Origin of the sequence: Chamaesiphon sp. (assembly GCF_041738855.1) — a bacterium.
GTDB lineage: Bacteria > Cyanobacteriota > Cyanobacteriia > Cyanobacteriales > Chamaesiphonaceae > Chamaesiphon.
On sequence record NZ_JBGSPA010000222.1, the window covers coordinates 1 to 24,146 of the forward strand.

Below are 24,146 nucleotides of genomic sequence, written 5' to 3' on the forward strand. Positions count from 1 at the left end.
ACAATTCGGCTCCGTCCAACCCAAGCAAAAAAGCGTATTAGAGATCGCCATCCGCAGTCACCAAACTAGCTTACAACTAGTCGAAACGCTCTTAGATGTCTATCGCAATGACATTGACGGACTAAAACTCGATCGTACCCCAATCGATCTTGCCAGATTAGCAGAGTCAACAGCAACTTCTTTACTCGCTCTGGCAATGAGTCGGCGCGTTCACCTGTCATTAAATTATGGAGACTCCGACTTCCGCCAGTTTCTCTGGGTAAATGGTGATGCTCTCCAGCTTCAGCGGGTATTTGCCAACCTCCTCGCCAACGCCATCAATCACTCGCCACGCGGCGCAAAAGTGGAAGTTGTACTCGGAACTCAGGCGGGAGATCGGGTGGTGAAAGTGATGGATACTGGAGCAGGAATTCAACCCGATGAAATGCCCCATTTATTTGAGAGGTTTTATCAGGGACAGAGCAATCGCCAAGCCAGTGGCTCAGGGTTGGGGCTGTATCTCGCTCGTCAAATCGTCGAAGCGCATGAGGGGACAATTTGGGCGGAAAACCGCTCCCCCCGAGGGGCAATCTTTGGGTTTCGCCTGGCCGCGATCGTCGATCCGTCGTACTAGGCTTTAGGCTTTAGGTGAAACTACAGCAGTCCTAAATGATTTGTAAGAATACTGTAGGGTGTGTTATCCCGCAGGGTAACGCACCAGAGCCAATGTAAATCTCACGAGTCGCTGTCAACTATCAACTGTCAACTGTTTAAAATGCCCCTAGATCGCCTCAAAATTCTATTAGTTGAAGATGATGAACTGTTTCGCCTAGGCTTGCAGGTAAGATTGCAGCGCGAATCGACGGTGGAAATCTTGGCTGAAGCATACGATGGTGAAACAGCTATCGATTTGGCAAAACAACAGCCGTTCGATCTGGTACTCCTCGACATTGGCTTACCAGGATTGGGTGGACTGGAAACCTGTCGCCAACTCAAGCAAAATCATCCCCAGTTACCCATTTTAGTCCTGACCTCGCGCAAGGATCGATCGTTGATTGCGCGGTTGGTGACCGCAGGAGCGCAAGGTTATTGCCTCAAGGGTGTCGCCGCCGAAACACTGATTTTAGCCATGCAATCGGTCATTGCTGGGGCTTCTTGGTGGGATGCTACCGCCACTGCCGAAATCCATACCCTCTTTCAAAATCATCCTGAAGACCCACGTGCTAACACTCCAGAGATCGCCCTGACTCCTCGCGAACGCGAAATCCTCAACCTGATTGCCACCGCCAAAACCGATCGCCAGATCGCCGAAATCCTGTATATCACCCCAGGCACTGTCCGCGTCCACGTTCACACGATTTTACACAAATTGGGCGCAAGCGATCGCAAACAAGCCATGGCGATCGCCCGTCAACATCATCTCGTAGAAGCGATCTAACTAGTTAGTTTCACGACCTCGAATCTACCTAGAAGCCAAAAAAGTTTTTAACTTTTTTCGTGGTCTTTTCTGAGAATTCCCCAGCTTGCTTGGCGTTGCGATCGGCAGTTTCTTTGACTAGTGATGGCGTGTCACCCATCGGTTTTTCGGCTTTATCAGCATCGATCTTGACACCAGTTTCTGCCGTGTTTAGCAGCGATCTGGCAGGGTTTTTGTCATCTTTGACTACTTGCTCCATTTGTCCTGGTTCGCGTTCCAGATTGGCTACCTGTGTGACGATACTAGTGCTGCGATCTAGTCCTGGCTGCACACTCGCGGCGATCGCTGCATCGACACCGATTGACAATCCCTGCCAGCAGGCGATCGTCACGACGATTGTACCGATCGCTTGCATTAAATACCGTCTGAGATTAGACATTGACTGTACGATGTTCAATTTCATGGTGATTAATCTTTGGTAAGCTTACATCTCTAACTTTTACCATATTTTTGCCAAGGAGCGATATCTCGATCGATAGACATCAGGATGAAATCGGGACGATCGATCGATTACCGCTGCATTACCCCCCAGCTCCAACTTCAATCCAGATGTTTGCTCACCTTGAGCCGAGTGGAAACCTGGTGTTCTGGATCGATCCCTTCAAATGTCGGCGGAATCCACACCCGCACCACCATCAAGATCGCCATCGAAATCAAAAATGCACAAGTCGCCATTACCTGTTGCCATTGGACTTCCAATATCCCTTTGACAATTACCTCGCGCAGTACCGAGACAATCGCGACTTCCACCGATACCCCGATCGAAACTCGCTGTTCTTGGAGATAAATAATCAACAACCGAAATAATTCGACTAAAATCAAAATAAATAAAATATCTGCTGTAATCTCATGAAAGTGCAAGGTTGTGATGAGGGAGAGAAAAATCTCCTTGAGCTGCAATACCATCACACAAAACAATCCAATACATAGAGAGATCGCAATCGTATCTTGGACTAGTTCCAACACCCAGACAATATGACTGCGACTGAGTTTGGCATACCACGGGACACTCGCTGTCTGGATCTGTACATCAGTCTCAATTGGCGCGATAATTGATGTCTTCATAGCTCTAGTTCCTGTACTAAGGTACTTCGATCTAAACTAACGTAGAGTCTGGCATCTCGCAATCAATATTCAATTAGATGTTTTGATAAATATCATTAATAAATTCTCATCGATAAACTTTAGATATCAAGACAATAAGCTTTATCACTTACGCGCTTTCCAGGTACCACCATAGACATAATCAGGGTTGTCCTGACTGAGCAATTGCCAACATTTAGGGCAAGCAAACTGCCACTCGCCAGATTTGTCAATCCGAATCCGGTATAAAATCTCTGCTTGAAGTTGACAGCGATCGCATATCTTGGTTCTAATTCTTGTCACTATAATTCAGTAAAATTAATATAGATTTTTTTAAGCTAAGATGGCAACACTCCAGCTTCTTGGAGCGCGTGGAGCCGAGCATAGACACCATTGTGCTTGAGTAGCTCATCGTGCGTCCCGACCTCCGCAATCCGACCCCGATCCAAGACCACAATTTTGTCAGCATCCCGCACCGTACTGAGTCGGTGCGCGATAATCAGTGTCGTTCTCGTGCCCAAAATCGATCGCATCGCGAGTTGAATCGCCCGTTCTGACTCATAATCGAGGCTGGAAGTTGCTTCATCGAATACCAATACCTGGGGATTGACGATTAAGGCGCGGGCAATCCCCAGCCGCTGCCTTTGTCCCCCCGACAGGCGGACGCCTCTTTCCCCCACCACCGTGGCATATCCCTGGGGTAGCTCATGGATAAATTCATCGACTCGCGCCATCTTGCAAGCTGCCGTCACTGCATCTGGATCGGCGGTAGGGTTGCCATAGCGAAGATTGTCCAGAATCGTCCCGTTGAAGATATCGACCTCCTGATGGACGATCGCCAAACGCGATCGATACGCGCTAATATCTAGCGATCGCACATCCAGACCATCGATGCGGATATGACCCTGAGTTGGCTCAAAATAGCGAAATAACAGCTTGACGAGCGTAGACTTCCCCGAACCCGATTTACCCACTAGGGCGACGGTTTGATATGGCTCGATCGTCAGGTTAATATCGTGCAAAATCGGTCGCGCTGAGTCGTAACCAAAACTGAGATGGTCGAACTCAACTTTACCCGTAAAATCATACGTCTTCACAGACCGATTCTCCACAGGAGAGGCTTTTGCTGAGGCAAAGGCTTCGCCAACGCCAACGACTAAGCTCAAATCGATCGCATCACTGCCCACTGGCTCATGCATAAACTCGTGAAAGCGCAACATCGACGCATAACGTCGCGCCAGAAACTCTGCCAAGATACTCAAGGGTTCTAACTCGGCATAAGCGATACTAGAGATCGTCAGCAGCGTCACAAAATGACCTAAAGACATTTCGCCACGCTGAGTCGCGAGTAGTGTCATCACCAGGATGCCAAAGGTACAGCTTTGAACTGTCGTCCGCTGCCACATATTCAATCGCACGTAGCTGCGATGGATGCGATAAAGTACGACCGTTAACTCACGGTCTAGACGTTGCCGTTGCCTGTCGAGTTCGCTGGATTCGGCGGCAAAAGCTTTGACAGTTTTGATATTGGTAATAATTTCGGAGGTACGGCTTTCTGTATTCTCCATATAACTATCTAGGAGTGCCTCGCGCTTGATGATGTAGCGCAACCCTTTGAGGCTAAATCCCAGAATAGCCGTAAACGAGAGGGCGAAGGCGATCCCAATTCGCCAATCCATCAGACAGATCGCGATAAAAATGCCGAAGATTCTGACCAATTTCGGAATCAACTGTCCGGCAATTTCGGGATAAGTCCAAGTATGGTTGGTTAAACCGCGTGCGACCCGTCCGGCGATCCGACCTGGATTGTTTTCATCGTAGAAAGCTAGGGGCAAGCTCAGAATTTTTTGGATCGTTCGCTCGGCATGGTCGCGCTTTGCCCGCAGCGGGATCGCCCAGTGGAACCAACTGCCGATCCAGGGCTGAATCGGGGCGCGCACAACAGAGATGACAAACACGATCGTCAGCAGCAGGGCTAATGATAAATTCGCCGATACTGGTAGACCCAAGCTTGTCGCGATCGCCTTCGTGAGAGCCACCAATGGCTCGTCGAGCGGCTGTTTGGACAGCACATTGAGAATTTGACCGATCGCATAGGGCACGGTCAGATCCACCACCTCAAACAGACTAGTTGCGGCAATGCTGACGGTCGCCATCTTCCCGTAGCCGCGAAAATAACCGATTATATCCCGATAAGATGCCATGAGCTGACTCCAAACTGAAAATTAACGGTCAACGATCTCTACTGCTGGGAGACACAAGTGCCCCCCCTCACATAGATCCCTGTAACAGCATACTTGAAGAATATTAAGATTAGGGTTGGAATAAAAGACAATTCGCCGATCGGATGCGGCGGGACTCAGAGACTTTTTGCGGCGGGAATTGCAAGTAGCGGTTTCTCCAGCGACGAATTTAGCTTTTCTCTAACTCCCCGAACCAGAGGCGATCGGTGATGTCATTGTCGATCGCCATACTAAAATCTTTAGAGTACAGTGGAAATCTAAAAATACCCCTCTATCGATCGATACTCAAGCGGCAGGCTGGATCGATAAATCTATCTATTTACCGATTTATTTGTTAGCTATATGACTATTATTTTCAATCAGCTTTAAAAAAAGTAGATGGAAACCACGATCTCCATCCCATAATCAGTTGCAAGCATATTTCCCTCACAAGATACTCACATTTATAGCCTAATATATAATTACATATTTAGAGAAAAGATCGTGACTAATACAATCAACAATCTTATTAAATCAATTGATAAATGCTGCAAAAAATCTTAATAGCAACTGGTGACTCTCCAGAGTCGGCAGAGATTTTTAAATCAGGACTAGCACTTGCTGAGAAATATGGTGCCCAGATTTCGATCTTACATGTCCTCAACCTCTTTCAAACTGGTTTTGAAGCAGTCAGCAATCCATTCATGGGCGGTACTTATCCGATGATGAACGATCTGGCAATTCAACGATATCAGCAAGAGCTACAAGACTACGAAAAACAGGGAGTAGTACGTTTAGAGTCTTATGCTATACAGGCTAAAGCCAGAAATATTCATGTCGAGATCTTTCAAAATATTGGCGATGCCGGACGCACGATCTGTGAAACAGCAAAAAACTATTCGGCGGATCTAATCGTAATGGGACGTAACCAAAAATCGATGTTGAGTGAGATTTTTTTGGGTAGCACCAGTAACTATGTTTTGCATCATGCACCTTGCTCGGTATTGGTGATTCAGCAGAAGCAAAGTACAAATTAGCTCTGATGAATCTTACGGATTAATCGAAAAATAGCTAACATTTATCGACCGAGGAACTTCTTTATGCAGCCAGATTACCTGATTATCGGCAGTGGCTTATCAGCATTGACTTTTGGTGCATTGATGGCAAACGCTGGGAAGAGTGTCCAGATCCTCGAAGCTCACGAGCATCCAGGTGGATTTGGTCATACGTTTACGATGGCTAAAAAGTATACGTTTAATGCTCAATTTCACTACGTTTGGGATTGCGGCGAAGGGCAAACTGTGAATCGGGTACTTAAAAAACTGGGCTTGGATAAAGAAGTAACCTTTGAACGATACGATCCTGATGGTTTCGACCACATGCGAATGCCCGGATATAAAATGGATATTCCCTCGCAACCAGCAGAACTAATTCAGCGATTGTCTGCACTATTTCCCGAACATTCGCATCACATTCGCCAATTTGTAAATGAAGTCGAAAAAACTGGTGCAGGTTTGAAAATACTTGCGCCACCTATTAATCCAGTAGAACTAATCAAGCATCCCCAGGCGGCATTCAGTGCCGTCTCGAATCTCAATAATACCCTTCAGGATGTATTTGACAGATGCCAGCTTCCCCAAGCCGCACAGACCCTTTTAGCCCTGCAATGGCTAGATTTTTTACTGCCACCAAACCAACTTTCCTTCTTTGCGTGGGTGGCATTATTCCGAGGTTATCAAGCAGGGGCATTTTACCCAACTCAACATTTTGAATCGGTAATTAATTCGTTGGTGAAAGTCATCGAATCAAATGGGGGACAGGTATTGCTCAACCATGAAGTCACGAATTTTCGACTTACAGATAAAACTGTGACGGGAGTTGAGGCAATGAACCTCACTACTCATCAAACCACAGAATTTACGGGCGATACGGTTATTTGCAATATCGACCCTCAACGAGCTGCCAAAACGATCGGGTTAGACAAGTTCTCCACAACTGTCCGTCGCAAACTCGACTATGAATATTCAGCATCTAACTACATGGTTTACTGCGTCGTCAAAGATCTCGACCTGCGAGATTATGGATTTGGGAAGTGGAATGTTTCGCATACAGGGCATGAAAGTCTGAATGAAGCGTTCGCCCAAATGTACGATCGCCATGACTATTCTAATCCCAGTTTTGCCATTACCACGCCGACTTTATTAACAGAGGCAAGTCGAGATTGTCCGGCAGATTGTCAGATTGTCGAATTTCTGACTGTTGCTAATTATAGCTACTTTAAGCAGCTACGAGATGACGACCCCAAAGCTTATAGACAGAAGAAGCAAGAGATTTTAGATGCGATTCTTGATGTAGTAGAGAAACACTATGTGCCGAATTTTCGGCAGCATCTGGTGTTTGAAATTACAGGTAGCCCGACTACTAATGAACGGTATTGCTGGTGTCCTGAAGGAAATTCTTACGGCTCGATTTTGACTCCACGCAATATGGGTTTGGGACGATTGAATCATCAAACTTCACTGGAGCGGTTTTATTTCTGTAATGCTTCATCTGGTTATCCAGGTTTTGCACCGACGGTTTGGACGGGGGCATTGTTGTATCAACGATTGTCTGGGGATGTGATTTTGGGGGATGGCTAAGGCAACACACGAAAGTTGATATGCTGCGGCGAAGATCTACTCACCCGCACTATAAATGTGCTGCCCTCCGGGCACCCCTGTCTTGTCGGTTTTTTTGTGCGGAGGGAACCTCCGTTGGCGGAGCCTCTCCCCCTGGAGATATCAAACCGCCGCTCCTCGGAGGGGATTTTCTACAATTTAGAGGTTAACTTAATTATGAAAATTGCAGTCATTGGTGGTGGCGCGAGTGGGATGGTATCAGCTTATCTACTCGATAAACAAGGGCATCATGTCACTGTATTTGAACGAGAATCGATGCTGGGCGGACATATTCGGACACTAAATAAAAACGTCCAGCCGAATCGATCGGATTGTACCGAAATTCTTGAAGGTGGAGTGCTGGAATTTCCAACGGCGTTTACAGACTTCATCACTCTTATGAAAGAATTAGATGTAGAACTAGAACCTGTGAGTACTGGTTCAGCCATGTTTTTTAACAATGGTAGTAGTTTTTTATCAGGAGTGACGATCGATAATAATTTTACAGGTATTCACCGTCTTGTCGAACACCTACGCCTTGATACTCTCTATGCTCGTTCTGCGGGATTATGGATAAAAACCCAATTTGCCAACCTGCACGATTTTTCGGATCGTTGGCATAACCTCTCCTGCGGAGAATCGATCTCAGCATATCTAAAATATTCGTCTACTCGTGATATCTGGCTGAAGTTAATGGTGATGTATAGTTACTCAATTCCGTTTGAACTGATTGATGATTTTCCCGCCGAGTTGGCAATGCCGATGTTGCGTGAATATATTGCGGTTAATTGGGTCAGAGTTAAAGGTGGCGTATATACTTATATTGAAAAAATCCTCAGTCGATTTCAGGGTGAGATCGTGCTGGATGTCAAGATCGATCGCATTATCAGAAGTTCTGATGGTGTCAAAATCATCCGCTCTACAGGTGAAATCCAGGAATTCGATCGCATCGTATTTGCTACGCCACCAGACCAGGTAATGGCACTACTCGCCGATCCAACTACCGCCGAAACCAAGCGATTTTCGGCATGGAAAGCTAATCATCTAACTAGCATACTTCACCAAGATGCGACGATGTACGATCGCTTTGGCATCCACAAACCCTCAGAATTTGATTTCTTTCAAACAGGTACTCGCTGGGGCTATAACGGCTACCTCAACCAACTTTGTGACATCTCACCACCACCACACTATTTCCTATCATTCCAACTAGAAGAATTAATTGCACCAGCGCAAATTATTCATACCCAAGCACATCATACTCCTTTATATACAACTGCATCTTTTCGATACCGCGACGAAGTAGTTGCGACTAATGGCGAAAATCATACTTATCATGCGGGAGCGTATCTCGGCGATGGTTTGCATGGTGGAGCCATTACTTCCGCCGTTCGAGTCGCTCAACTAATTGGGGTGAGTCTGGCATCTGTTTCCTTAGTTGGCAGCAAATGAGAGCAGATTTTGTTCAGTTAGCAATTGTTGGCGGTAGGGTCGCGTTTGCCTCTGACTCCCAAGCAGTCCAGCGTCCTACTCAATCGATCGATCGCGAAACATCTCTTCTATTTGAAATCGAGTAGCGTAAGCGGCAACGGCTGAATTAATATCTGAAAGAGTTGTCAGAAGAAACCATCCTTCATTAGGATTTCTATCAAAACCATTTCTGTTGGATTTAAACTTAACTTGAACCATTTTTGATATAATTCTGGATACATTAATGTTGATGCTCTTCGTCTCGGGTCACCCGAGACGATAACTTTTGGATCATTTTTACTCTTAATTATCTCACTCTCTTATCCCCACAAGTGTAATCTTCTGTCTCTCAGACGATCGTCTGAGCAATATTCTTCTTCAATCGTTATCAGCTCTGCCTTCGAGCGTCGTTTGTCACCCCTTCAGGCAATAGCCAGAAAAAACACCACTTCGATCCGAGATTCGATCGCCGCTTTAGTTGATTTCTGTGCATGGATTAGATGAGAGAGGATGTCTCAAAAGAGGATCGATCGTGGTGCTCATGCGGCAGCAGCCCAACACACCCTACCTCAACCTATTTTCTCATTGAGTATTGCTATAAGCTAGATATTTAGCGATGAGTTGGTATTTTCTCGATCGCCAAGCAGATGTAGATTGGCATCCTCACCCACATATCCAAGTTTTGTAGGGCGGGCGATTCCCAGTTAAGATGCCTATAGTCTGACAAGCTCGTGACTCAGCCGCATCGCAACAATATATAAAATAACTATGTTAGATATCAGTGCTGTCCTCGAAGTACTAAAACCCGTCCAAGATCCAGAGCTACAAAAGAGTCTGGTAGCACTGAATATGATTCGCAATATTCAGGTAGATGGTGGGGTTGTGAAATTTACAGTGGTCTTAACGACACCCGCCTGTCCCTTGCGCGAATTTATCGTCGATGAATGCAAACAGGCTGTCAAAACGCTCCCAGGCGTGACTGATGTAGAAGTCGAAGTAACTGCCGAAATCCCCAACCAAAAGGGCTTACCCGACCGTGAAGGCATCGATCGCGTCAAGAATATCATCGCCATCTCCAGCGGTAAAGGTGGTGTAGGCAAAAGTACGGTAGCGGCAAATGTAGCCGTTGCCCTCGCCCAATTGGGTGCGAAAGTTGGGTTGCTCGATGCTGATATCTATGGCCCCAATGCACCATTGATGTTTGGTTTGAGCGATATTCGATTAGCAGCAACTGAAAATGGTGTACTCGAACCTGCATTTAATCACGGCGTGAAACTGGTATCGATGGCATTTTTGATCGATCGCGACCAGCCTGTGATCTGGCGGGGGCCGATGTTAAATGGGATCATCCGCCAATTTTTGTATCAAGTTAATTGGGGCGAGTTGGATTATCTGATCGTCGATCTCCCACCAGGCACTGGCGACGCGCAATTGACCCTCGCTCAAGCCGTCCCGATGGCGGGAGCCGTAATTGTGACAACACCCCAAACCGTCGCCCTCGCCGATGCGCGCAAAGGATTGCGGATGTTTGAGAAATTTACCACCGTGCTGGGAGTAGTCGAAAATATGAGTTACTTTATTCCCCCAGATTTACCCGATCGGCAGTATGATATCTTCGGTTCTGATGGTGGCGAGAAATTTGCCACCGAAGTCGGAGTACCCTTACTCGGTCGCATCCCGCTCGAAATCCCCGTGCGGACTGGTGGCGATTGTGGCATCCCGATCGTCATTGGCGATCCAGCATCAGCCTCAGCTCAGGCTTTAGTGAGTATTGCCAAAGCAATTGCTGGCAAAGTCTCGGTCGCAGCACTAGGATAGGTTGTCGGCTTTAGGCTTTAGGCTTTAGGTTTTAGGGAAATTACAGATCGATCTCCCTGTCCCACCATTTTTCTCCATCCCCCATCCCGTCCCTTCAATGTACAAATCCTCAAATCGATCGCCTTGGCAAGATTTATTTATCCATTGGCAACAGATGGACTGGCTGTTACTCTTTCTAGTTGTAGGGTTGACCTTTTTTGGTGGAGTGATGATCCGCAGTACTGAGCTAAACCAACCAGTCAATCATTGGGTGCAGCACTGGGTCTTTGGTAGCATCGGACTGGCGATCGCGTTTGGGATAGCGCGGATCTCTTATAATCATCTGCTCCGCTGGCACTGGGTGACTTATGGCTTGACTAGCGGATTGCTGCTGGCGGTAGATTTCTTGGGCAATAGTGCCAAGGGCGCGCAGCGATGGATTAGTATTGGCGGTTTCAATGTCCAGCCGTCAGAATTTGCCAAAGTGGGATTGATTATTACGCTGGCAGCAATTTTGCATCGGCGTCCAGCGAATACACTGCCGACATTTTTTAGTACTTTAGCCATTACCCTCCTACCGTGGTTATTGGTGTTCATTCAACCAGATCTGGGGACATCATTGGTATTTGGGGCGATCGCGATCGGGATGTTGTATTGGGCAAATGCGAACCCAGGTTGGCTACTGCTCCTAGTATCGCCGCTGGTCGCGGCAATTTTGTATAGCCTGAGTATGCCTGCTTGGATTGTTTGGGCGGTACTGATGGGCGTCGTTGGCTGGTTGACGCTCCCATTGCGGTGGGTCACTTCCCTCGTCGCACTCGGCGTTAATATTGCGTTTGGAATGCTCGGACAGGTATTCTGGCATGTGCTCAAAGACTATCAAAAAGCGCGGCTGATTGTATTTCTCGATCCCGAGAAATACCCGTTGGGTGCTGGATATCACTTGATCCAGTCGCGTATTGCGATCGGTGCGGGTGAATTGTGGGGACAGGGACTCAATCAAGGCACGCAGACGCAACTCAATTTTATCCCCGAACAGCATACCGACTTTATCTTTTCCTCGATCGGGGAGGAGCTAGGATTTGTCGGCGCGATGTGTGCGCTTGTCGCCTTTTTGCTGGTCTGCTGGCGATTGTTGCGAGTTGCGCGCCAAGCTCCAAATAATTTTGGGTCGCTATTGGCGATTGGCGTCTTACTGATGATTAGCTTTCAGGCGATCGTCAATATTAGTATGACGATCGGGATTGCCCCAGTTACTGGTATTCCGTTACCTTGGATCAGTTATGGCGGATCGGCACTGATCACCAACTTTATTGCCCTCGGGTTGGTCGAGTCGGTAGCCAACTATCGACGGCGGTTTAGTTTGTAAGGATCGGGGCAGATGAGATCGTCTTGCCGATCGGTATACCTTGATATGGTAAAATGTTCTGCCTACGCTAATGCACAATGAGCCTACATGCGCTCGTTGGCGGAGCTGCTGACACGCGTCGCCATGCAAGAGTAGAAGCCAACAGCAAAGTACCAGGTTAAGGAGAGATCGATCGTGGCGAAGATGTATTATGATGCCGATGCTAATTTAGACCTATTAAACGGCAAAACTGTCGCAATTATCGGTTACGGTTCCCAGGGTCACGCTCACGCTCTTAACCTCAAAGATAGTGGCGTAAAAGTAATTATCGGTCTATACCCAGGGAGTAAATCGACTGCCAAAGCCGAAGCAGAAGGCTTAGTCGTCAAAACAGTTGCCGAAGCATCAGCCGCCGCAGACCTGATTATGATTTTACTCCCCGATGAAGTACAGCGGGGGATCTATGAAAGCGAGATTAAGCCAAATCTGTGCGCGGGTAAAACGCTAGCCTTCGCCCACGGTTTTAATATTCACTTCGGGCAAGTCGTGCCACCAGCCGATGTCGATGTGGTGATGATCGCTCCCAAAGGTCCTGGACATACAGTTCGCTATGAGTACGAAAAAGGACAAGGGGTACCTGCTTTATTTGCCGTCTATCAAGATGCTTCTGGACAGGCACGCGATCGAGCGATGGCTTATGCCAAAGGCGTAGGCGGTACCCGTGCGGGTATCCTCGAAACTACCTTCCGTGAAGAAACCGAAACCGATCTTTTTGGCGAACAAGCAGTCCTCTGTGGCGGTCTGAGCGCGTTAATTAAAGCTGGCTTTGAAACCCTCGTCGAAGCAGGTTATCAGCCCGAACTCGCCTATTTTGAGTGCCTCCATGAAGTTAAACTCATCGTCGATCTCGTCGTCGTCGGCGGTTTGGCCGAAATGCGTAGTAGTATCTCCAATACGGCTGAATATGGCGACTACACTCGCGGACCCCGCATCGTCACTGACGCGACTAAAGCCGAGATGAAAAAAATTCTCAGTGAGATTCAAACCGGACAATTTGCCCGCGAATTTATCCTCGAAAAACAATCGGGTAACGCTGGTTTCACTGCTATTCGCCGTCGGGAAGCCGAACACCAAATCGAATCAGTGGGTAAGGATTTACGCGCGATGTTTAGCTGGTTGAAGAAGAACTAGATTGAGATAGTTGGGGTTGGCGATATTGCCGAGGCGGTCGCCCGTTGAGTTCGCTGGGGATGTTTAACTGGATGCCTTACAGTAAACAGGCTCCCGCCGCCCAGCACCAGAGTGGATGCGATCGAACTAAGGAGAAATGTTACTAGCCCTTGGTTTCATTTCCGAGAACGCTAAAATAGATAGCTGTGAGTAAAAATATCTCAATTGAGTAGGTGCGGTACAGACATCTACCAGATCGGAATTAGCTCACAGCTACCCTCCACCCTCTACCCTCTCATCCAGCCATGCCAAGAACCCAGAAGAACGATAACTTCATCGACAAAAGCTTCACCGTCATGGCAGATATCTTACTCAAGATCATGCCCACCAACAAGCGTGCCAAAGAGGCGTTTGTTTATTATCGTGACGGGATGTCCGCCCAAGCTGATGGTGAATATGCCGAGGCTCTAGACAACTATGAAGAAGCCCTGCGCCTGGAAGACAGCGACTACGATCGCAGTTATATCCTGTACAATATGGGCTTGATCTACGCCAGCAATGGCGAACACGAGCGCGCCCTCAATCAATATTTCCAAGCTGTCGAACTCAATTCCCGCCTCTGTCAAGCCCTCAATAATATTGCTGTCATCTACCACTATCAAGGCGAAAAAGCCGCAGATGAGGGCGATATGACAGCTAGCGAAGCTCTGCTCGGTAAAGCTGCTGAGTACTGGATTCAAGCCATCAAGATCGCTCCCAACAACTATATCGAAGCTCAAAACTGGCTCAAAACCACCGGACGCTCTCAACTAGATATTTATTTCTAGGCTTTTGGTTTTAGTGAATGGTGAATGCCGTTTAGCAAGTCCCCCAGTCTCCCAGTCCCAGTCCCCCCAGTCACCTTATTAATCCCCAATGCTCGATCGCGCACAAGTACACAAAGTAGCCCTCCTCTCTCGATTGGAACTCACTCCCGCCGAAGAAGAACAATATGCTAAACAGATGAGCAGTATTCTCGATTACTTCGAGCAATTGAGTGAACTCGACACCGAAAATGTCGAGCCGACAACTAGAGCGATCGATATGAGCAATATCACCCGCCACGATTCACTGTCACCTTATCAAAATTTGGCAGGGATCTATGCAGCGGCACCCGATCGCGAAACCGATTTTTTTAAAGTTCCAAAAATCATGACTTAGCCATCTGGTTGGCGATTTACGTTACGATTAATTATTATCAATTATTAGTAGAGCAGAAATTGTGTCCCACTCGATCGTTACCAATGTTTGTGAAGGTATAGCCGACTGTGTAGCGGCTTGTCCGGTCGCTTGTATTCATGAAGGACCAGGTAAAAACACGCTGGGTACCGATTGGTATTGGATTGATTTTTCTACCTGTATTGACTGTGGAATTTGCATTCAAGTTTGCCCGATCGAGGGGGCAATTCTGCCGGAAGAAAGACCCGATTTACAAAGCATATCTAAATAAAAATTTAGCTGAAATGGACTATTAAAAAGTTATCCACCACTGACGAAACTGCTTTGATAAATTACTTTCCCCGATCGATTCAACCTACGAGTTAATTGTTCCAGTTGGAGGGGAACTAGCGATCGCGACCTTCGCAACTGGAATTCTCCCCGCCAGATAGCCCAACCGTCCCGATCGCGCTGCCATTCCCATCGCCTGAGCCATCAGGGGGGCATCTTCAGCACAGGCGATCGCGGTATTGATCAATAGAGCATCCGCACCGATTTCCATCGCTTGAGCGGCTTCGCTAGGGGTACCGATCCCCGCATCGACGACGACGGGGACTCGGGCATTTTCGATGATGATTTGGATATTAGCGAGGTTTCTGATGCCTTGTCCCGAGCCGATCGGGGAACCTAATGGCATCACTGTAACGCATCCGGCTTCTTCGAGCCGCTTGGCTAGCAGTGGATCGGCGTTGATATAGGGGAGTACGGCGAAGCCTTCTTTGACGAGCTGCTCGGCTGCTTGGAGGGTACCGATCGGATCTGGTAAGAGATATTTACCTGCGGGGATGACTTCCAATTTGACGAAGTTATTATCTTCCTGCCCCAATAATTTTGCCATCTCGCGACCCAATCTCGCCACGCGCACGGCATCTGCGGCAGTCTCACAGCCAGCGGTATTGGGTAGCATCCAGATTTTAGACCAATCGATCGCTTCTGCCAAACCTTCATGTCCGACGGCTTTGGTTTGGACTCGGCGTACGGCGACGGTGACGATCTCGCAACCGCTAGCGATGATGCTCTTTTGCATCTGCTCGATACTACGATATTTTCCCGTACCCGTCATCAGCCGCGAGTTAAAGGTTTTGCCTGCAATAATGAGGGGACGATCCATAGTAGAGGGTAGAGGGTAGAGGGTAGAGGGTAGAGGGTAGAGAGTGGCGGGCATGAATGAGTGCTGGACGATCGAACTTAAAGCATCAAGCAAGCTTAAAACCTAAAGCCTACCCTCTACCCTCTTCAAAGAAGGGACAAAAGCCATCGGGAGTCACCTTAAACCCGTGTAGTGGGGATCGACTATTATAACAGCGAGAGCTGCGTTGATACAGACAATTGCCACAGCAGGGTGTGTCTGGAGCGAGGTTGAGTTCTTGCTGTCGATCGAGAATTTCGCGTTGGGACACTCCTCTAAGGACGATTTCTTCGCCTTGCCATCTGGCTTCTACTATTCCAGTATCGGCGAAGTTGTGCCATCTCGGGTCGCTAGCGATCGCATTGGGCAAGGTAATATCAATCTGGCGTTCTGATTCGGTGAGTTCGCCCTCATAATTGGGATCTGTCGGCGGCGCGGGTTGGATGAAGGTATCGCCAATGGGGAGCGAGACTAGCGTCCCTGCGGCGGGAGAGTGAAGGTGATAACGGTTCTGGAGTTCTTCTAGGGCGGTGAGATCGGCTAAATAGGGCGGTGAACCGTGAATGAAGACGACGTGTTTGGGACGGATATTGTGAATTAATTGCGCTGTGCCAGCACCATCGGAATGTTCGCTCAACAGGTAGGTTTCGACGGTAATCTGGGGAGTAGCGGCTGGTAGCACTGTCATCCCCTGTGGTACGGCGGGAAACAGTACCAGCAACGGGAACGGATGTCCATCTGTATAAGTATCGAGAGCGGTATCGGTGTCGGTGAGGATAATGCATGGACGCTGATGAATCTCAAGTAGCCGCTCTGGCGTGAGCTGGCGGACGTGAGGGCGCACTTTTTCATCCCAGAATAGGGATTGATGGCGGGCAAAGTTTTGGACGGCGGGGGGGAAGTGTGGGAGAATCTGCAAGTAGAGATCGCAAGCTACCGCGATCGTCCCATCTACCCAGATATCAATGTCACGTCCGGTAAATAAATGGTGACTGCGGAGTAGGATCAACAATTCTTGGGCGATGCCGATCGTCGCAACTGGGAGGATAATCGACTGTTGTTGGACGATCGCCCGATCGATCCGTGCCATCAAGGTATTTTCTTGCTTGCGGCGGTGTGGATGGCGCGCTGTGCCATAACTACCTTCAACAATCAGGACATCGGGATTGAGATGCCGAATTGATTCTAAATGCAAGCCTTCTACCAAGCGGGAATTGGACAGAAAAAAGTCACCCGTATAGAAGACACTATAAGACTGATAAAATCCGGTATAGGTCAATAGGATCGCCGCTGCACCTGGCAAATGTCCTGCTGGGAATAATTCCGCAGTCAATCCATCTTGAAACTCGATCGATCTGCGCCACGGCAATGCTTGACTAAACGGCAGCACCTCCTCAGCATCGTCCAACCAGTTGAGCGGTAGCAGTAGGCTGGTAACTTCGCTAGTATAAATCGGCAGCTTGGGAGCAGCACGATGCAGAGCTAGCAAGCCTCTAGCTCGATCTGCATGAGCGTGGCTACAGATGACCAGATCGCAGACTGGCAAACGATCTGCTGTCAGCAGTGGTGAAATATCACTCAAGCCACAGTCGAGTAAGATCCGATATGGCCCCATCTTCACCAACAAGCACACGCCTTCATCACCATGCCCGACGCCATAGGGAAGGCAAACTAAATCTTCATTACTAGGTTGAGGTAGCGTAGACAAGGAAAAAGTCCCCAAGAAATCCGATGCCACTGTGTGAAGATGCGATCGTGGCAGCGGCTACACCAACAAGGCAAGTATGGCACTAGTTAGTGCGCGGAACCATTACCATGATATTTGTCTGAGTTGTAGAAGCCGTTGCGGGTACCAAAAAATAGCGCGCCGAGAATAAAGGGGATCGTTAGAATTGGGAGGATGATTTGAACGCTCATAATTAGGCTTTAGGGATGAGGGAAATATGCTGAGAAATGCAGCTTCGATCGCTGGCAGTAATGCGATGCCTGGTGTTTCTGGGAGGTATCGCCCTATAGAATACTCGCTATCTATTATCGACCGATCGAGCCTTTCTCGGCAACGATCGTTAACCATTCTTGATAGGATGAGACTTGAGCTACACACCAATTTCGGTTCTACCGAACCTGCTACGCAGGTTTGAATATTGAAATATCAAGATACCATGCTTCTAATCTGAAAATTATCAAAATTTCTGAATCCATATCCTCTCCTTTAGATCGGCTTGAGTTTATTATTAATTCCTTCAACAGCCCCTTGAGTTGTCCTGACTGATTTATGTCTCAGAATACTGGTGCGTTAGGCGCAGCCGTAAAGCATCCTACCTCAACTTAGCTTCTCATTGAAGATTGTCATGGCTCCTACGGTTGTTTTTTGATGTTGATTAGATCGGTCAAAATATTATCCAAACCACCATTTACTTGAATGCGATCGATCTTCTCAGCAATCCGTTCTAAGATTTCCAACTCTTTGAGTCTGAGCGCGACGGGATTTTCTTCCATCACTTTGGCTGTGTTGAGCATACTCCGTGTGGCGGCGGTTTCCTCGCGACGGCGGACAACGTTTGCTTGAGCGGATTTTTCAGCTTCAACTACCTTGCTGAGAATGGTTTTGATTTCCCCAGGTAAAATAATATCCTTGACGCCGACGGATTCGACTTTCAAGCCATAATCAACAGTCTTGACGCGGATATACTCCGCGATATCGCGATCGATCGTGCCTTTGTCTTCCAACAACCCATCCAAAGTCCGTTCGCCTACGGCTCCCCGCAGGGCAAATTGTAGCTCTTTATATAAAAAGCCATTGATATCCGCCAAGTTATTCATCGCCAGTAACGGATCGCTAATCCGATAACCAGCGGTGAGATTGAGCCGTACGGGTACCTTATCCTTGGTGAGGATATCTTGTCCCGAAACTTCCATATTTTGGAGACGCATATCGATCGCAACCGATCCGAACGATCGATTGAATGACCACCAGGCATGGATTCCTGGCTCTAGCTGGCTCTGAAATACGCGGTCGATATACAAGAAGCCCAAGTGTTGGACGGGCACTTCACGGACGTGCAAGGCATCGCTACTGAGCTTATTAATTTTGTCTTTACCGGATACTAATTCGGCAACTAATTGAGGCGAAAGTTTGGCATCATTGCTAATATCGATCGTTTCTACCGTCACGCCTTGCCAAAACAATTTGCGGCTGTGGGGCGGTAAAATGGCGATCGGTTGTTGTCGATCGCGGACGATGCCAACTTGTTGGGCTAAGGTTTCGGCAACGGTGCAATACTGAGCGATAAATTCGGGGTGCCGATCGATCAGGACATCTTCATCGGGAAAGATTGGATTCGAAATCATCCGATTGAGTGTCTTAAATTGGACATCTTTTAGTGAAGACCAAAAAGCATATTCACCCGTACCCAAAGGACGAACGAAATTATTTTGGACGTACATCAAGCCGATCTCCGATTCGGACACCTGAAATCTTTTAATACCACTCAGGGCAGCTCCGCGCGTTTTTTCGAGTAGATCTGGTGGTAATTCTAAAGTTTCAGATAGATTGAAATAGCGAACTTCGACGGGGATAAATCCTTTCCAAAAAGCGCGTAATTGGTTGGAAGCTACTACGAGCCAGTTTTGTTTGACTTGCAGTAGCGCGACTCGATTGAATTCCGTTCGGACGATCGTCAAATGCTGCTCTAGTTTATCTCTGTGTGTTTGCAACAGCAGCTCTAATTGTTCGATCTGCGCTTCTGGCTGATTGAGGTCGTATGTTTTGACACTCCAATTCCACCCAAGATAGTTATGAGTACCTGGCAATAAAATCGCTTTGAAGTCGCTGCGGTTGTATAAAATGCCTCGCTCGTGAGGTTTGATGTAGAAAGTCTTGAACATATTAAAGTATTGGGTTTCATCTGCTCAACCCAACCGATATTGGAAAGATTTGGGAGCTGTCAACTGTCAACTGAATTAACTCCATAATCGCTGGCGTTTTCGACAGTTTTGTTACGGACAAAGGCTTTGGCTTAAATTGGATTGAGCTAGCTGTGGCTAATCACGCTATCCGAGGATAACTCGATCGACTCCAACTAGCAAATATCGTGTTCGATCGACTAAAACTAGTATGCCCGTAGCAACACCAATTCGAGCAGATGAAGACAAATACTCGAATTAAAGCTGCACGCCAACGTCGGTACAAATTCTGCTGCAATGTCCAGCCGCTAAGCGACTAAATATTCCAAAAAACGCCAACTTTACAGAGTTGAAAAAATGGACTCGAACCATATTGAGATTGCTCTCGTACCTACGGTCATTACTGACCGTTTGTGGCTTGCGCCGCCTTATCCTAAGTAAGGTGCCTGAATTAACCTTTGGCTTGGTTGGTGAAAAGTACAGGACTCGAACCTGCTACCCGTTGATTAATAGTCAACTGCTCTATCCAAATGAGCTAACTTTTGGGGAGTACGATCTAGGAATCGAACCTAGCCTCGACCGATACCTCGGCTGCTTTATCCAACTAAGCTAATCGCACGGTTTAGACAAATAACTATGCGCGGCGGTATACGCTCAGACCAAAGGTTGGCGCACCAGTCAGATCTATAGAATCAGAACATTTGCCTACATTTTATTAATGTCTACTTTCTAGTATAACATAGATCGTTTATTTTATAGATAAAATCAATCGCATAAAATCTATTTTGTTTGAAGCAATTTAGGATTCGACGTGAGCTGAAGCTGAGGATAATCTATCTAACAAACATAATTCTAAATCTGTTGGTATAAAAATATTACTACCCATCAATCTCCAGATCGATTGAGTAATAATACTTCAGGCGGATGGGGTAAAACGATCGTTGGAATCGAAAGCTCTCAACAATAAATCGTAATCAATGTTAAACTTCATGTGGTCTGTGATAAATAATTGTACCGATCTATTTAAGATGACTATCCGTAGGTCTGAATCCAGGTTCCATTTTTTAGATGATTTTAGAGCTGTAATCGATCGAGAGGACGTAGCCGCAGGAATCTTTCTCTTTCCAGCCCTAGTTTTATTAGGTATATTTTTGATATTCCCAATTATTTACTTGGGATATCTTAGCTTTACAGGTGGTAGTTTTACCCGAGCGGGAGTACATTGGGTAGGGCTAAAAAATTACTTACGATTATTACTTTCTCCTGACTTTTGGCAAGTTATTGGTAATACGCTCTATTTTACAATCGGGACGGTTATTCCCAGTATTGTTATTCCCTTGGGGTTAGCTGTATTGCTCATTGGTGGAGGTGCTCCAGTGGAGAGTCGTCAGTTACCATTTATAGCTATTGTGCGGACGATCTATTTTATTCCGTCGATCGTTTCATTAGTTGCGGCTGGATTGGGGTTTAGATGGTTATTTCAAACCGATGGTGCGATCGATAGTTTGCTGAGCAATTTTGGGATCGACAAAATCGCTTGGTTGAGTGATTCGCTCTGGGCAATGCCTGTGATTATTGTTTTGAGTATCTGGAAACAAATTGGATTCAATTTAGTTGTCTTTTTAGCTGGGTTACAAGCTATCCCTGTCAATCGTTATGAAGCTGCCGAACTCGATGGAGCAAATAGTTGGCAACAGTTTCGCCATATTACCTTACCAGGGATGCGATCGCCTTTGATTTTTGCTACGATTACGACCACGATTTTCACGCTCAAAAGTTTCGAGCAGGTCTATATTATTACTGGTGGCGGTCCTCTCAATTCTACTAATTTACTTGTTTATTATATTTACGATCGCGCTTTCGCTCAATTTGACTTTGGATATGCGGCGGCGGCAGCAATGATATTACTAGCTTTTACTTCTATATTAGTCTATCTACAGATCCAAAACTCTACTCAGGAATGAGTGTTAAGAGCGAGCTAGCTTTGGGGTATATTTATGACGATTCCGAACTGCAAAAAACAAGACGATAAAGGTGAAAACACCTGCTAAATATAGTGGATAACCGTAAGTAGAGGGATGATTCTTGTTTACTACCAATGCCGCAATCACAGGACCGATCGCATTTGCAGCACTCAAGTAGGAAGCATTTAAGCCAGACATTTTGCCTTGTTCTTCTGGAGTGGTATTGAGTGAGATCAGTGTGCTAATCATTGGTTGTACAAATGAGTTGAACAAAGAAAACATAATGCTGATCCCCAAGAAAAAATAAATATCGGGAAAGATCGGCATGAGGATAAACGACAAGCTTCTAAAAAATAATCCTAAAAATAAAATTTTGATGATACTTAGATATTTAGTCAGAATTTTTACTCCTTGAATCTGGACAATGACACCGACAATTCCAATTGTCAGAAATAATAGTGTCAATGAGTTATTGTCTTGATGTAAAACATCTAGATAATAAGGCTGAAAAGCAAAAGTAAATAGGGTAAATGTCGTACCGACACAAAAATTGATGATAAATAGAATCCCTACTTTGGGAAAGGTTAAGCCTTTAATCAGATCTCGCAATCCTAGATCGAAAATATTTGAATCTGAGTCTACTTGATGAGCTAATGTCTCAGGCAAGAAAAATATCGTCAAGACCAATGCGATCGCCGCAACTACGGCGGATACTAAAAATGCTGTGCCTAGCGATCTTTGTTGCGCGACTAAGCTTAACACTGGTCCAAGTACAAATCCTAACCCCAAGGATGCGCCAAATATGCCAAAACCTTTAGCTCTAGTTGCGGGAGTGGTTACGTCAGCAATTACCGCTTGAGCAACTGAGATATTACCACCAGTAACCCCATCCAAAAACCTAGCAAAAAATAACACTGCTGCGTTAGGTGCAGTACCCGCCAAGAGATTGCCAATCACTGTCCCAGCTAAACTAATGATTAATAATGGTCTTCTCCCAAACCGATCGGATAATTTACCAATAATTGGCGTTGCGAAGAATTGGGCGATCGAAAAGATGGCAAATAAAAAGCTAGTCTCAATATCACTGAGCTGAAACTCTCGCCCATATTGATAAATTGTGGGGATGAGAATGGTAAAACTCAATGAGTTGATTAAATTAATGAGCGCGATAATCCAGAAGCTACGGTTCATTGGGGAGGGGATAGAGAATTGATCGAAACAGTCGGTCGAATTTCATAACTATTACAGTTATCTCAAAAACTGTGTTGCTATACAGATGAAAGGCTGATGCCAACAGCGCGCAGATGAAAGACGACTATTGCTGCTGAGCGAGTCACCCGACTAGTACGCCTAACGGCTTTCAACCAATGATGTTATCTTGCCTGATTCCTTGTATTTTATCTTAGTTTGAGCTATGGTTGCAGTATAAGATTTAATTACCGATATTAGTTTTGAAAAGCTCTAGTAACAGCAAAAAATCTAGAGTCAAGTTAAATAGAATTTACCTTGAAATAAGCAGTCAACGTCAAGACAATGCGATCGAATTAGCAACTAGACGGGTGACAAAGGCGATCGCGCTGCGTAATCCAGTCTAACGATCTGGGCGTCTCCGCAGATTTGATAGTAAAGAACACAGTCAGAACCACTGCCTAGCTAAGTTAACTTATGATGATGCAGGTTGGTATCGATTTAGGGTTTGGCTAGAGTATTTCAGGAAAATGTTTGGGAGAGCTACTAGAGCTGTAAATCCTGCCCATACGTCATCCTAAATAAAGGATTGAGTATCTAACTTAGTAACTTTTGCTACTAGAGCGATAAATACTATCATAGCCATCTCAAATGAGGAGATAAATCGATCTAGGGTGGATTGGGCACAGCGTGGCGATCGCCATAAGGCAGCGATTCGCGCACCAGCGGCTCTGCTGACGGGAAAGCGCATCAAGACAGCCGTAACTTACCAGTACTGAAAACATCAGGGATGCTCCATTTGGAATCGCTGTAGTAGCAAATCATCCACAATTAAGTGTAAATACTGATTACCACTCAAAAGCTATTTTGGATAGATCCGTGGATGTTCGGATTCAAGATTGTGCCAGTTTGGATTAGACTAAAGTTGCATTAGCGTATAGTCTTTTAGTGATGCAGACGCGACTGTAGTGCTATTTCGTCTCTAACCGATTTGGACACCTGAATTGAGATCGCTATCAGTTATCGATCCACCCATTGCGATAAGGTGCAAGGCTATTTCCGAAAATTTTACTGTTTCATCCGATCTGTTGACTCCCCCTCCCACCCCGATTTGTTGCCAATTGCGGTTAAGTACCTATGATCCGACATCGCTATTCTCAATTCTCGCTCCCAGCAATCAGTCGTTTAGTTCACCCGAAGCTATCGACTGGCAGCGGCTTTGGCTGTTCCACTCTGGGCACAACTGTGCGCCGACCCGAACTAGTGTCCCCGCTCACCAGTAGCACTGCCAGCGGTGCGACGGATCTTGAAACCGTCGGTGTTGGTGAGTCTTCGCAGTTGATTATTGAAGTTGGTAAGATTGCGCTGCTTGCCTGTTGGTTGTGGTGTGCGATCGGTGCTAATTTTTGCCGCGAACGGATCGATGCGATCGCTACTTACGCAGCCAGAGATCTCTAGATTATGTTGACATTTGACATGATTTAGGGTGAGTTGTCGTT

23 protein-coding genes, 1 tRNA gene and 1 pseudogene are annotated in these 24,146 nt (G+C 46.5%); 14 read left to right on the forward strand and 11 right to left on the reverse strand.

The features are described 5' to 3' along the window. Together ACEW9I_RS24595 and ACEW9I_RS24600 are read left to right on the forward strand one after the other, a co-directional pair. A partial coding sequence (locus tag ACEW9I_RS24595) for a sensor histidine kinase (protein WP_373542968.1) occupies window positions 1-613 on the forward strand: 613 nt, incomplete at its 5' end. Window positions 614-754: 141 nt separating this feature from the next. Next, on the forward strand, window positions 755-1,417 hold the full coding sequence (locus tag ACEW9I_RS24600) for a response regulator (protein WP_373542969.1): 663 nt from the start codon (window positions 755-757) through the stop codon (window positions 1,415-1,417). A gap of 28 nt (window positions 1,418-1,445) precedes the next feature. On the opposite strand, the gene ACEW9I_RS24605 is transcribed toward ACEW9I_RS24600, so the two are convergent. The 4 genes from ACEW9I_RS24605 to ACEW9I_RS24620 form a co-directional block, all read right to left on the reverse strand. Then, window positions 1,446-1,859: a hypothetical protein gene (locus ACEW9I_RS24605; protein ID WP_373542970.1), complete on the reverse strand. Its 414-nt coding sequence runs from the start codon at window positions 1,857-1,859 to the stop codon at window positions 1,446-1,448. Window positions 1,860-1,996: 137 nt separating this feature from the next. After that, the gene (locus tag ACEW9I_RS24610) at window positions 1,997-2,521 is read right to left on the reverse strand and encodes a phosphate-starvation-inducible PsiE family protein (protein WP_373542971.1); all 525 of its coding nucleotides are present in this window, start codon (window positions 2,519-2,521) and stop codon (window positions 1,997-1,999) included. Between the two features lie 144 nt (window positions 2,522-2,665). Continuing rightward, on the reverse strand, window positions 2,666-2,842 hold the full coding sequence (locus ACEW9I_RS24615) for a hypothetical protein (protein ID WP_373542972.1): 177 nt from the start codon (window positions 2,840-2,842) through the stop codon (window positions 2,666-2,668). Between the two features lie 35 nt (window positions 2,843-2,877). Continuing rightward, entirely contained in the window at window positions 2,878-4,743 is a 1,866-nt protein-coding gene (locus ACEW9I_RS24620) for an ABC transporter ATP-binding protein (protein ID WP_373542973.1), read from the reverse strand. A gap of 563 nt (window positions 4,744-5,306) precedes the next feature. Here ACEW9I_RS24620 and ACEW9I_RS24625 point away from each other — a divergent pair. The 10 genes from ACEW9I_RS24625 to ACEW9I_RS24670 all read left to right on the forward strand — a co-directional run bounded on the left by ACEW9I_RS24625 (window position 5,307) and on the right by ACEW9I_RS24670 (window position 14,692). After that, entirely contained in the window at window positions 5,307-5,798 is a 492-nt protein-coding gene (locus ACEW9I_RS24625; RefSeq protein ID WP_373542974.1) for a universal stress protein, read from the forward strand. A 63-nt stretch (window positions 5,799-5,861) separates the two neighbouring features. Beyond that, window positions 5,862-7,400 carry a phytoene desaturase family protein gene (locus ACEW9I_RS24630; RefSeq protein ID WP_373542975.1) on the forward strand — a complete coding sequence of 513 codons (1,539 nt, stop codon included), beginning with the start codon at window positions 5,862-5,864 and terminating at the stop codon, window positions 7,398-7,400. Window positions 7,401-7,595: 195 nt separating this feature from the next. Further along, on the forward strand, window positions 7,596-8,870 hold the full coding sequence (locus ACEW9I_RS24635) for an FAD-dependent oxidoreductase (protein ID WP_373542976.1): 1,275 nt from the start codon (window positions 7,596-7,598) through the stop codon (window positions 8,868-8,870). Then, window positions 8,867-8,995 carry a hypothetical protein gene (locus ACEW9I_RS24640; protein ID WP_373542977.1) on the forward strand — a complete coding sequence of 43 codons (129 nt, stop codon included), beginning with the start codon at window positions 8,867-8,869 and terminating at the stop codon, window positions 8,993-8,995. Before ACEW9I_RS24635 ends, ACEW9I_RS24640 begins: the two co-directional genes overlap by 4 nt. 661 nt (window positions 8,996-9,656) lie before the next feature. Then, entirely contained in the window at window positions 9,657-10,706 is a 1,050-nt protein-coding gene (locus ACEW9I_RS24645; RefSeq protein WP_373542978.1) for an Mrp/NBP35 family ATP-binding protein, read from the forward strand. Between the two features lie 97 nt (window positions 10,707-10,803). Next, window positions 10,804-12,054 (forward strand): rod shape-determining protein RodA, encoded by a 1,251-nt coding sequence (gene rodA / locus ACEW9I_RS24650; RefSeq protein WP_373542979.1) that lies wholly within the window; start codon window positions 10,804-10,806, stop codon window positions 12,052-12,054. Window positions 12,055-12,228: 174 nt separating this feature from the next. Beyond that, window positions 12,229-13,224: a ketol-acid reductoisomerase gene (gene ilvC / locus ACEW9I_RS24655; protein WP_373542980.1), complete on the forward strand. Its 996-nt coding sequence runs from the start codon at window positions 12,229-12,231 to the stop codon at window positions 13,222-13,224. 284 nt (window positions 13,225-13,508) lie between these two features. After that, complete coding sequence (locus ACEW9I_RS24660) at window positions 13,509-14,030, forward strand: photosystem I assembly protein Ycf3 (RefSeq protein WP_373542981.1); 522 nt, start codon at window positions 13,509-13,511, stop codon at window positions 14,028-14,030. A gap of 88 nt (window positions 14,031-14,118) precedes the next feature. Continuing rightward, entirely contained in the window at window positions 14,119-14,403 is a 285-nt protein-coding gene (gene gatC, locus ACEW9I_RS24665; RefSeq protein ID WP_373542982.1) for an Asp-tRNA(Asn)/Glu-tRNA(Gln) amidotransferase subunit GatC, read from the forward strand. Window positions 14,404-14,464: 61 nt separating this feature from the next. Continuing rightward, complete coding sequence (locus tag ACEW9I_RS24670; protein ID WP_373542983.1) at window positions 14,465-14,692, forward strand: indolepyruvate ferredoxin oxidoreductase subunit alpha; 228 nt, start codon at window positions 14,465-14,467, stop codon at window positions 14,690-14,692. An 84-nt stretch (window positions 14,693-14,776) separates the two neighbouring features. Here the strand turns inward: ACEW9I_RS24670 and ACEW9I_RS24675 are convergent, their stop codons facing one another. The 6 genes and pseudogenes from ACEW9I_RS24675 to ACEW9I_RS24700 form a co-directional block, all read right to left on the reverse strand. Next, a complete protein-coding gene (locus ACEW9I_RS24675) occupies window positions 14,777-15,571 on the reverse strand; it encodes a thiazole synthase (protein WP_373542984.1) in 795 nt (264 codons plus the stop codon). Window positions 15,572-15,680: 109 nt separating this feature from the next. After that, window positions 15,681-17,327, reverse strand: coding sequence for an MBL fold metallo-hydrolase (locus ACEW9I_RS24680; RefSeq protein ID WP_373542985.1), 1,647 nt, complete (start codon window positions 17,325-17,327; stop codon window positions 15,681-15,683). Between the two features lie 56 nt (window positions 17,328-17,383). Next, window positions 17,384-17,506, reverse strand: coding sequence for a hypothetical protein (locus ACEW9I_RS24685; RefSeq protein ID WP_373542986.1), 123 nt, complete (start codon window positions 17,504-17,506; stop codon window positions 17,384-17,386). Window positions 17,507-17,741: 235 nt separating this feature from the next. Next, window positions 17,742-17,858 (reverse strand): annotated as a pseudogene (locus ACEW9I_RS24690) (transposase); the annotation flags it as partial. 89 nt (window positions 17,859-17,947) lie between these two features. Further along, window positions 17,948-19,477 carry a slipin family protein gene (locus ACEW9I_RS24695; protein ID WP_373542987.1) on the reverse strand — a complete coding sequence of 510 codons (1,530 nt, stop codon included), beginning with the start codon at window positions 19,475-19,477 and terminating at the stop codon, window positions 17,948-17,950. 566 nt (window positions 19,478-20,043) lie between these two features. Next, window positions 20,044-20,114: transfer RNA gene (locus ACEW9I_RS24700), tRNA-OTHER, on the reverse strand. Window positions 20,115-20,523: 409 nt separating this feature from the next. Between ACEW9I_RS24700 and ACEW9I_RS24705 the strand changes: the two genes are divergently transcribed. Beyond that, entirely contained in the window at window positions 20,524-21,459 is a 936-nt protein-coding gene (locus tag ACEW9I_RS24705) for a carbohydrate ABC transporter permease (RefSeq protein WP_373542988.1), read from the forward strand. A gap of 3 nt (window positions 21,460-21,462) precedes the next feature. On the opposite strand, the gene ACEW9I_RS24710 is transcribed toward ACEW9I_RS24705, so the two are convergent. Then, a complete protein-coding gene (locus ACEW9I_RS24710) occupies window positions 21,463-22,650 on the reverse strand; it encodes an MFS transporter (RefSeq protein ID WP_373542989.1) in 1,188 nt (395 codons plus the stop codon). Between the two features lie 1,134 nt (window positions 22,651-23,784). Between ACEW9I_RS24710 and ACEW9I_RS24715 the strand changes: the two genes are divergently transcribed. Continuing rightward, entirely contained in the window at window positions 23,785-24,105 is a 321-nt protein-coding gene (locus ACEW9I_RS24715) for a hypothetical protein (protein ID WP_373542990.1), read from the forward strand. Window positions 24,106-24,146: the final 41 nt, after the last annotated feature.